The 11,788-nt window shown below is 28.2% G+C and carries 6 protein-coding genes and 1 rRNA gene; all 7 read left to right on the forward strand.

What is annotated here, in order from left to right; all coding sequences use genetic code 11:
* The first annotated feature begins 94 nt into the window (after nt 1-94).
* The 7 genes from rrf to glgD all read left to right on the forward strand — a co-directional run bounded on the left by rrf (nt 95) and on the right by glgD (nt 11,226).
* Nucleotides 95-211: ribosomal RNA gene (gene rrf, locus RYM86_RS18110) — 5S ribosomal RNA — on the forward strand.
* A 466-nt stretch (nt 212-677) separates the two neighbouring features.
* Nucleotides 678-2,918, forward strand: a complete 2,241-nt coding sequence (gene glgB / locus RYM86_RS18115; RefSeq protein ID WP_315082227.1) for a 1,4-alpha-glucan branching protein GlgB — start codon at nt 678-680, stop codon at nt 2,916-2,918.
* A gap of 30 nt (nt 2,919-2,948) precedes the next feature.
* Nucleotides 2,949-4,385, forward strand: a complete 1,437-nt coding sequence (glgA, locus tag RYM86_RS18120) for a glycogen synthase GlgA (protein WP_315082229.1) — start codon at nt 2,949-2,951, stop codon at nt 4,383-4,385.
* Nucleotides 4,386-4,415: 30 nt separating this feature from the next.
* Entirely contained in the window at nt 4,416-6,857 is a 2,442-nt protein-coding gene (locus tag RYM86_RS18125; protein WP_315082233.1) for a glycogen/starch/alpha-glucan phosphorylase, read from the forward strand.
* Between the two features lie 168 nt (nt 6,858-7,025).
* Nucleotides 7,026-8,840, forward strand: coding sequence for a glycoside hydrolase family 13 protein (locus RYM86_RS18130; protein WP_315082230.1), 1,815 nt, complete (start codon nt 7,026-7,028; stop codon nt 8,838-8,840).
* Nucleotides 8,841-8,937: 97 nt separating this feature from the next.
* Nucleotides 8,938-10,098, forward strand: coding sequence for a glucose-1-phosphate adenylyltransferase (locus RYM86_RS18135; RefSeq protein WP_315082231.1), 1,161 nt, complete (start codon nt 8,938-8,940; stop codon nt 10,096-10,098).
* A 21-nt stretch (nt 10,099-10,119) separates the two neighbouring features.
* Entirely contained in the window at nt 10,120-11,226 is a 1,107-nt protein-coding gene (glgD, locus tag RYM86_RS18140; protein ID WP_315082232.1) for a glucose-1-phosphate adenylyltransferase subunit GlgD, read from the forward strand.
* Nucleotides 11,227-11,788 lie beyond the last annotated feature (562 nt).

Consider the following 11,788-nt stretch of genomic DNA (forward strand, 5'->3'; position numbering starts at 1 on the left):
AGCTGACTGATACTAATAGGTCGAGGGCTTGACCAATAAATAATTGTTATATACAATTTATGTGTAATTTTGAAAGAATAATCTTTCAAAATAATCTGGTGATGATGGCATGGAAGTAACACTCCTACCCATTCCGAACAGGAAAGTTAAGATCCATAGCGCCGAAGGTACTGCACGGGAGACTGTGTGGGAGATTAGGACGTTGCCAGGTAAGCTTAAAGAGATAGTTGTTATAACTATCTCTTTTTTAGTTATATAAAAATTTATAATATTTATAAACTGTTAGTAAAAATTTTAAGATAAATTATTAAAGTGCCGTATTAGTTATTTTTAGCTAATACGGCACTTTCTTTAATTATTATTTTTAGTTTGAGATTATAGGTGTCAATCATTTGCTTTCAAAGAAAACGTTTAGATTAATTGCACTCTAAAAGTTTATTAAACTATATTATATTAATAATTTACAAAATACTATAAATAAACATAAAAAATTAAACTTAATTCTCAAAATAAATAGGAAAAATTGAAATATAAGTAGTTTTATGAGATTTAAGCAATGATGAAAATTAATGAATTATATTCAAGAATTTGGTAAAATAACAATTGATAACTTTCACGTATTACTAGATATAGTAAAAAATATAATAAGTGGATAAAAAGTAAATGGAGGGGATAACTTGAGTAATGCTGATACCAAGAAGATAGATTATGAATTAGATATTGAATCAAAAGAAATTACATCAGAAGAAACAGTCGAAATAGCAAAAGACACAGCAAAAGATACAACTAAAGCTGCTAAAAAAATAAGTTCATCTAAAAAATCAAATCGAACTACTAAGAAAAAAGCCTCAAGTGTAAAAGCAAATTTAAGCAATAGTAACAGTGAAAATAAAGAAGTAAAAAGTAATACTAAAAAATCAAATTCTCATGAATTAAATCAAGCAAACATTAAAAAATTTCATGAAGGAACTAACTATGAATCTTATAAGATTTTAGGCTCTCATATAAAAACAGAGAAAAGAAAAAAAGGAGTAAGGTTTACTACCTGGGCTCCCAATGCAAAAGAAGCTTATTTAGTTGGGGATTTTAATGATTTTAAAATAGATGAAAATTATAAACTTGAAAAGTTAGATGATAATGGATTGTGGAGTATATTCTTACCTCAAATAAATGATGGTGCTAGATATAAATACTGCTTTATAGATGAATTAGGAGATCGATTAGATTTTAAATCTGATCCTTATGCAATACAAAGTGAACTTAGACCTAATACTGCATCAATAGTATGTGAATCAGATAAGTTTAAATGGGATGATAAGAAATGGATTAGTAAAAGAAATGAGTTAAATATATATGAAATACCAATGAATATATATGAAATACATCTAGGTTCATGGAAAAAAAATGAAGATGGGGAATTTTTAACATATGAGCAGTTAAGTAAAATTTTACCAAAGTATCTTAAAGATATGGGTTATACTTACGTTGAATTGATGCCACTAGGAGAACATCCACTAGATGCATCTTGGGGATATCAAGGAACGGGATATTATTCTCCAACAAGTAGATATGGTGATTTAAATGGTTTAAAAATGCTTATAGAAAAGCTGCATGATGAAGAAATCGGTGTAATACTTGATTGGGTTCCAGGACATTTTTGTAAGGATTCTCATGGATTATATAAATTTGATGGAACTCCAACATATGAGTATAGCGAAGAATGGAGATCAGAAAATTGTGGTTGGGGAACTTGTAACTTTGATTTAGGAAAACCAGAAGTGCGTAGTTACTTAATCTCGAATGCTCTATATTGGATAAGGGAATTTCATATAGATGGAATTAGAGTTGATGCTGTATCAAGCATTCTTTACTTAGATTATGGTAAAGAAGAAGGTGAATGGGAACCTAATCAATTTGGAGGAAATGCAAATTTAGAGGGTATAGAGTTTTTAAAACAATTAAATAAGGCTGTTAAAGCTGAAGCTTCTAATATATTAATGATTGCAGAGGAATCAACATCGTGGCCAAATGTTAGTAAATCTAATAATGGAGAATCATTAGGATTTAATTTTAAATGGAATATGGGATGGATGAACGATACTTTAGAATATATAAAAGTAGATCCTATATACAGAAAGTTTAACCATGATAAAGTAACTTTTTCAATGATGTACAATTATTCAGAGAATTTTATATTACCAATATCACATGATGAAGTAGTACATGGTAAAAAATCATTGGTTGATAAAATGTGGGGAGATTATTGGAATAAGTTCTCTGGTCTAAGATTGTTTGCATCTTACATGATGGGACATCCAGGTAAAAAGTTATTATTTATGGGATGTGAATTTGGACAATTTATAGAGTGGAGAGAATATGAAGAATTAGAGTGGTTTTTAATAGATAAATATGATATGCATAGGCAAACACAAATTTTCTTTAAAGATTTAAATCATTTTTATATAGATAATAAAGCACTTTGGGAATTAGATCATGATGAAAAAGGTTTTACATGGATTGATGCAGATAATAGTTCTCAAAGTATACTTGAATTTATAAGAAGAAGTAAAGATGATAATGATACTTTAATTTTCATTAGTAATTTTACTCCAATTGTATATTATGACTATAAAATTGGTGTTCCATTTTTAGGTGAATATGAAGAGGTATTTAATACAGATGATAGCAAGTATGGTGGTTCGGGACAAGTTATGGGTGAAACATTAATATCAGAAAAATTAGAATATCATAATCAACCATATTCATTACAAATTAAAGTACCTCCTATGGCAACATTAGTATTAAAAATAAAATCTATATACAAGGATGTTGAAGAAAAAACTTTTATGAAGAAGGTAACAGAAATAGCTGAAATAGATAGAGAAGAATTATTAGATAAAATTGAGTATATAAAATAATAGAACATTGGTGAATTAGGGGGAAGAAGTATGAGAGTTTTATTTGTAGCATCAGAAGCACATCCGTTTATAAAAAGTGGAGGATTAGGTGATGTAGCTGGAGCGTTACCTAAGGAATTAGCAAGAAAAGATGTAGATGTTAGGGTTGTTATACCTAAATATAAAGAAATAAACCATGAATTAAAAAATAAACTTAGATTTAATAAATGGTTTAACGTAGATGTTGGATGGCGCAATCAATATTGTGGAATCTTAGAATATGAATATGATGGCGTAATTTATTACTTTGTGGATAATGAATACTATTTTTATAGAGATGGAATTTATGGTCATTATGATGATGCTGAAAGATTTGCATTTTTTGATAGAGCAGTACTAGATATGATAAAACAATTGGATTGGAAACCAAATGTAATTCATTGTAATGACTGGCAAACTGGGATGATACCAGTTTTATTGAAACTAGAATATATGAGAAAAGATATGTTTTATTGGGATATAAAATCAGTATTTTCAATTCACAATATAGCTTTCCAAGGAATATTTGATCCAGTGATATTACCAGAACTGTTTGGATATGATTATGAACAGTATACAAATACTAATTTGAAATTTGATGATGGCGTAGGATTTATGAAGGGTGCTATAAATTACTCAGATATGATAACAACTGTTAGCTATAGCTATGCAGAAGAAATAAAAACTCCTGAGTTCGGAGAAAGACTAGATTGGCTATTAAGAGAAAAATCTTATATGTTAAGAGGAATTTTAAATGGAATAGATTACGATGAATTTAATCCTAAAAATGATAACTTAATAAATAAAAACTATGATGTAAATAATATAAATGATAAATATGAAAATAAAAGAAATTTACAATTAGAATTAGGGTTAAGCGTTAATGAAAATATACCTATGATTGCAATGGTAACAAGATTAACAAGTCAAAAAGGTTTAGATTTATTAGTACACATTTCAGAAAGATTATTACAAAATGATATTCAATTAGTTATTGTTGGAACTGGAGATAAACATTATGAGGATCACTTTAAGTGGTTAGATTATAAGTATGGAAATAAGGTTTCAGCAAATATTAGATTTGATAATGTGTTGGCTCATAAAGTATATGCCGCATCAGATATGTTTTTAATGCCATCATTATTTGAACCTTGTGGTTTAGGACAACTTATAGCTCTTAGATATGGAAGTATACCAATAGTAAGAGAAACAGGTGGCTTGAAAGATACAATTAGAGCTTACAATGAATACACAGGTGAAGGAAATGGATTTAGTTTTTGCAATTATAACGCAGATGAATTACTCCATATAATAGAGTACGCTTTAAAAATTTATTATGATAAAGACAAATGGTCAAACCTTATAAAAAATGCTATGAATTCTAATAATAGTTGGAGCAAGTCAGCTGATGAATATTTAAATATGTACAAAGAATTAAGCTATAGATAATCTAATGATTTTTCTAAAGGAGGGGTAATGATGATAGAAATGGATAAAAAAACATTCAAAAAAGCATATGTAAATAAATTTTTAGAAATGCACGGAATAGAATTGAAGGAAGGAACGAACCAACAAAAATACGAAGCTTTAGGAAGTTTGGTAAGAGATTATGTAACGAGGACATGGCTTAAAACAAATAAAAAATATAATAAAACAGGTGAGAAACAAGTTTATTATTTTTCAATGGAATTTCTACTGGGAAGATTATTAGGTAATTCTTTATTAAATATTGGAATAAGGGATATTTGTAAAGAAGCCTTAGAAGAGCTTAATATAAATTTAAAAGACTTAGAAAATCTAGAAGAAGATCAGGGTCTTGGTAATGGAGGCCTAGGAAGACTTGCTGCATGTTTTTTAGATTCAATGGCATCATTAAATATACCTGGTCATGGATGTGGAATTAGATATAAATATGGTTTCTTTGAACAAAAAATTATTGATGGAAAACAAGTTGAAGTTTCTGATAATTGGTTAAAGGAAGGCAACGTATGGGAAAAAAGAAAAACTAATAAATCTGAAATTGTTAAATTTGGTGGAGAAATTAAAGTAGAAGAGAAAAATGGTAGATTAAATTTTGTTCATGCAGATTATGAACCAATATTAGCAATACCATATGATACTCCAGTTGTTGGTTTCAAAAATGAAATAGTTAATACTTTAAGGCTTTGGAGTGCAGAACCATTATCTAATGAATTTGATTTTTCTTCGTTTAATAGAGGTGATTTTTTACAAGCTCTTGAATATAAAAATTCAGTTGAGGCCATATCACAGGTTCTTTATCCAGAAGATTCGTTTTATGAAGGAAAAATGCTTAGATTAAAACAACAATACTTTTTTGTGTCAGCAGGAATACAAAGTATAATAAGGCATTTTAAAAAGCATGGTGGAGAGATACTAGACTTTGCAGAAAAAATAGCTATTCATATAAATGATACTCATCCAACTCTTGCTATACCAGAACTTATGAGAATATTGCTGGATGAAGAGGAATTAAATTGGGATGATGCATGGAGAATAACTGAAAATACCATATCTTATACAAATCATACTATTTTATCAGAGGCTTTAGAAAAATGGCCTGTTGATATGTTCAAGAAATTACTTCCTAGAATATTTATGATAGTTGAAGAAATAAATAGAAGATACTGTGACGAGTTAAAAGTTAAGTTCCAAGGTCAAGAAGATAAGATATCAAAGATGGCTATAATTGGAGAAGGGCAAATAAGAATGGCTAATCTTGCTATAGTAGGCAGTCATAGCGTTAATGGGGTAGCAAAACTTCATACTGAAATATTGAAGAAAAAGGAAATGAAAGATTTTTATTACTTGTATCCTAAAAAGTTTAATAATAAAACAAATGGTATAACTCATAGAAGATGGTTATTAAAGTGTAATCCTGATTTAACAAGATTACTCTCAGATATCATAGGGAATGGATTTATAAAACACCCACTAGACTTAGAAAATTTTCAAAAACATTTAGATGATAAGAGTGTTTTAGATGAGCTAGGCAAGATAAAGTTTGAAAATAAGAAAAAACTTGCAAAAACAATATTGGATAATGAAGGCATTGTAGTTGATCCAAATTCTATATTTGATGTTCAAGTAAAGAGAATACATGCTTACAAGAGACAAGCTTTAAATTGTTTAAGAATAATGGATTTATATAATAAGTTAATTGATAATCCTAATTTAGATATTTATCCAAGAACATTTATATTTGGTGGAAAGGCTGCGCCAGGATATTATTTAGCAAAAAATATTATCGAACTTATAAATAATATTGCAAATAAAGTAAATAATGATCCAAGAGTTAATAAGAAAATGAAAGTAGTATTTATGGAAAACTATGATGTATCTTTAGCTGAAGAGATTGTTCCAGGAGCAGATGTAAGTGAACAAATATCAACAACAACTAAAGAAGCTTCAGGAACTTCAAATATGAAATTTATGATGAATGGAGCTATTACAGTAGCAACACTTGATGGAGCCAACATAGAAATTAAAGATGAAGTTGGAGAAGACAATATAGTTATTTTTGGATTAGAGGCAGATGAAGTCTTAAGTTACTATAAAAATGGAGGGTATAGTTCATTAGAAATGTATAACAATGACTCAAGAATTAAGAATGTTATTAATGATTTAACTAATGGAAAATACCACAATGATAAGCAAAGATTCAAAACTCTATATCAAAATTTAATAAATTATAATGATGAATTCTTTGTATTAAAAGATTTTGATTCTTATTTAAAGGCACAAGATAAGATAGATGCGATTTATAGAGATAAAGATATTTGGAATAAGATATGTGGAATAAATATATCACATTCAGGAATATTCTCATCAGATAGAACCATTGAACAATATGCAACTGGAATCTGGGGATCTGAAGTTATTTATAAGAACTTAGGCATATGAAAATAAATAACAAGTCAAAGATGCGACGGATATTTTGTGAAATACAATGACTTGGGTTCTGCTAATAGTTGTGCTATTAGTAGGTTCCAAGGAAGAAGTAGTTGACAAAATAAACTAGCATACTGACTAGTTATTTATTTGAATGTGCCTTATAGGAAGGACTAATTTATGGATAAAATAAAAGTGATATACAATTCTCGAGATAAGAATTTCAAGAAGCCTTTCGGAGCAGTTGAAGTTGGTAAAGCTATAAAACTATCAATTATAGTCAATAAAGATTTATTAGTAGCTCTTGAACTAATTGATTTTAATAATGAGAGTAGTTTACTAGAAATGCAAAAGGAATATTTAAATGATGGAAACTATAAATACTCAGTAGAAATAGATACATCTAATAAAGCAGGACTACTAAGATATTATTTTATTTTAATAGATGGTTATAAGAGAATTTATTATGGAAATAATGATGAAAGATTAGGTGGAGAAGGACAAGTATACAATAATGATCCTTTGCCATATGAAGTAACTGTATATGAAAAAATTGAAGTGCCTAAGTGGTATAAAGATGGTGTTATATATCAGATATTTGTTGATAGATTTTGTAATGGAAATGAAGATAACAGCATAAATAAACCAAAGAAAAATTCTTTTTTATATGCTACGTGGGATGATGATCCAATGTATATAAAAGATAATATGGGAAGAATTTTGAGATGGGATTTTTATGGTGGAAATTTAAAGGGAATAATAAAAAAGTTAGATTATATAAAATCTTTAGGTGCTAATATCATATATCTAAGTCCAATATTTAAATCTTCTAGTTGCCATAAATATGATGTTGGTGACTATGAAGTTATAGATGAAATGTTTGGAACTAATGAAGAATTTTCAAGATTATGTAATATAGCACGAAGTAAAGGAATAAGAATTATATTAGATGGAGTATTCAGTAACACTGGATCTGATAGTAGATATTTTAACAAGTATGGAAATTATGATGAAGTTGGTGCATATCAGTCTCCAAATTCAAAGTATTACAATTGGTATAAATTTATAACTTATCCTTATCAATATCAATCTTGGTGGGGTATAAATAATAGACCTAATGTAAATGAACTTGAAGAGAGCTATCTAGATTATATGGTGAATAAAAAGGGATCTATAATTGAGAAATGGATGAATTTGGGTGCTAGTGGGTGGAGATTAAACGTTGCTGATGAATTGCCAGATAAATTTATAGAGATTTTTAAAAAGAGAATGAAAGAAATTAATAATGATAGTGTACTTATAGGAGAGGTTTGGGATGATGCTTCTAATAAAATAAGCTATTCAAAACGAAGAAAATATTTATTTGGAAAAGAATTAGATTCAGTTACTAATTATCCGTTAAGAGAATGTTTAATAAATTTTGTTAAAGGGTATATAACTTCTGAAAAACTAAAAAAGAGAATAATGTCTTTGTATGAGAATTATCCAAGAGAAATTTTTAATTCTAATATGAATGTTATAGGTACACATGATACTGAAAGAATTTTAACAATATTAGATGGAAATTTATATTTACTTAAATTAATGATAGTTTTTCAAATGACATTACCAGGAATACCAGTAATTTATTATGGAGATGAAGCTGGGTTAAAGGGTGGAAAAGATCCTGAAAACAGAAAGGCTTATCCATGGAATAATGAAAATCAAGAGATATTAAAATTTTATTCTAAGATAATAAATATAAGAAAAAATGAAGAGGTTTTGAGAAAAGGTAATTTAAAAATATTTGATATGGATGTAAACATATGTATATTAAAAAGAACATATGAAGGAAAAAACATAATAGTAGTACTAAATAATTCAGGCTTGCATAAAAACTTAAATAAATTTGAATTTGAAGGTGTATATAGCGAATTATTTAGTAATAAAACTATAGATTTTGATAAGGCTGATATCAACTTATCACCATATAATTTTTTAATATTATCTAAATAAATATGTAAATTAAAATGGATACTTTGTTTGAAGAAGATTTATAAGAGTTATGTCGTGAATACATGATAATTTAAGGGGAAAAAGAGAGGAGATATTTATGGGAAATACTGAAATTGTGGCTATGATATTAGCAGGGGGACAAGGTTCAAGATTAGGAGTATTGACCAAGAAGTTAGCTAAGCCAGCAGTGCCATTTGGAGGAAAGTATAGAATAATTGATTTTCCTTTGAGCAATTGTGCAAATTCAGGGATTCATACAGTGGGAGTTTTGACACAATATAAGCCTTTAGAGTTAAATGCACACATAGGAATAGGACTACCTTGGGATTTAGATAGAAAAGATGGTGGAGTAAGTATATTACCACCATATCAAGAAGAAAAGGGTGGTAATTGGTATAAAGGAACAGCAAATGCAATATATCAAAATATAGAATTTGTTGACAGATATGATCCAGAGTATGTACTTATACTGTCAGGTGATCATATATATAAAATGAATTATACAAAAATGTTAGAATTCCATAAGGAAAAGAATGCAGATGCAACTATTGGAGTAATTGAAGTTCCAATAAATGAAGCTAGTCGTTTTGGAATAATGAATACTAGAGATGATATGTCCATATATGAATTTGAGGAAAAACCTAAAATACCTAAAAGCAATTTAGCTTCCATGGGTATATATATTTTTAATTGGAAAACATTAAAGAAATATTTAAGAAATGATGAAGTAAATAAAAGCTCAAGCAATGACTTTGGTAAAGATATAATACCATCAATGTTAAATGACGGTGGTAAAATGATTGCTTATCCATTTGAAGGATATTGGAAAGATGTTGGAACTATTGAAAGCCTTTGGCAAGCAAATATGGACTTGTTAAAATCTGATAATCAACTTGATTTACATGATCAAGATTGGAAAATATATTCAACAAATCCAGTAAGACCGGCACAATATATAGGGGAAAATGCTAAGGTTACTAATTCACTTATAGTTGAAGGATGCACTGTTAACGGAACAGTACAAAATTCAGTTTTATTCCAAGGTGTGCAAGTTGGTAAAAATACAATAATAAAAGACTCTGTTATTATGACAAACGCTAAAATAGGGGATAATGTGATAATTGAAAAGGCTATAATTGGAAATGATGCTGTAATAAGAAAAGACTGTGTAATAGGCACAGGAGATGAAATTGAAATAGTTGCTGCCAAAGAAGAGGTAAAGATGGGTAGTATCATGAAAAATAGCAAGGCGGTATAAGGAAAGTTGAGGGAAAAAGAGATGAATGATTGTGTTGGAATAATAAATTTAGATGAAAACGAAACAAAAATGGGAGAACTAGTTATAAATAGACCACTTGCATCAGTTCCTATAGCAGGAAGATATAGAGTTATAGATTTTGTACTATCAAATATGACAAATTCAGGTATAGAGAGTATTGGAATTTTTACAAAAAATAAGTCTAGATCACTAATTGATCATTTAACTAATGGTAGACCATGGGACTTGCACAGAAATCAAAATGGGTTAAGAGTATTTAATTTTTGTGAAGTAGATCCAGTATATGAAGATGTTCATAATTTTTCAGAAAATATAGAGTTCTTTAAGCGTAGTCATAAGGAATATTTGTTATTAACACCATCTTATATGCTTTGTAATATAGATTATCAAGATGTAATTGATTATCACAAAAAGAGTGGACAAGATATAACAATGGTATATAAAAAAATAAACAATGGTAAAAAATCATTTGTAGGATGTGATGTCTTAAACTTTGATGATTTAGATGAAGTTGTAAGCATCGGTGAAAATGTAGGTAGAGACAATAACATTAATATAAGTATGGAAGTTTATATATTAAAAACTAGTTTATTTATAGATATAGTTCAAGATTGCTTAGTTAGTGGAATGTATAAAAAAGTTAAAGGCTTTATACATGATAATTTAGACAGTTTAAGAGTAGGAGCATATAAATTTGATGGCGAGCTAAATTGTATAAATTCTATAAAAACATTATACGATAGCAATATGAAATTATTGAATAGAAAGATAAGTAAAGAAATATTCAGAGAAGATAGAGGAATATATACAAAAGCAAAAGATGAGGCACCAACACATTATACAGATACTAGTAATGTTAAGAATTCTATAATAGCTAATGGATGTTATATAGAAGGCGAGGTAGAAAATTGTGTTATAGGAAGAAGAGTTTTTGTAGGTAAGGATGCAAAATTGAAAAACTGTGTAGTAATGCAAGATAGTATTATAGAAGATAACACTGTATTAGATAGTGTAATTACAGATAAGGGAATAAAGGTTAAAGAGGGAGAAAAACTTATAGGATCTAATTTATATCCTCTAGTAGTTATGAAAAAAGAATATCTTTAAAAATGCTCTGTTTAAACGTAGTGTTAATATATTAGTATAGTATTTTATACTAAAGATTTTATAAAAACATTAACAATAAAGATATTAATATATAAATAATAATGCCTGTAGACTTTGCAGTATGAAAACTGTTTAGGATATAGGCTTTTTTATTATAAATTATAGAACTTCTTAGACTTTAAAGTAGCTAAAATTTAGGTTTAGCTAAATAGTATTTAAGACTTGATAGGGGAAGAACAACAGTGGCAAAGGCGATAAGTGATATTAAGGCTCGAAAGTGTGCGCAGCCACTTTTTTATTAAAATAATAAAAAACTTTTAAAATAGTGTTGACATTTGTTTTTTGAGATGATATTATAAAATTCGTCGCTGAGAGATGTGGCAAACAAGTAAAAAATAAGTTAGAAATAAAATTTCAAACTCATTAAAAAAACTTGTTGACATGAAAAAACTTAGGTGATATACTGAAGAAGTCGCTTAGGGGTGACACAATAAAACAAAAGTTGACAAGAAAGTCAACGATGAAAATTTGGTCTTTGAAAATTGAACAGAAATCAAGAAAC

It is taken from the genome of uncultured Clostridium sp., assembly GCF_963527835.1.
Taxonomy (GTDB): Bacteria; Bacillota; Clostridia; order Clostridiales; family Clostridiaceae; genus Clostridium.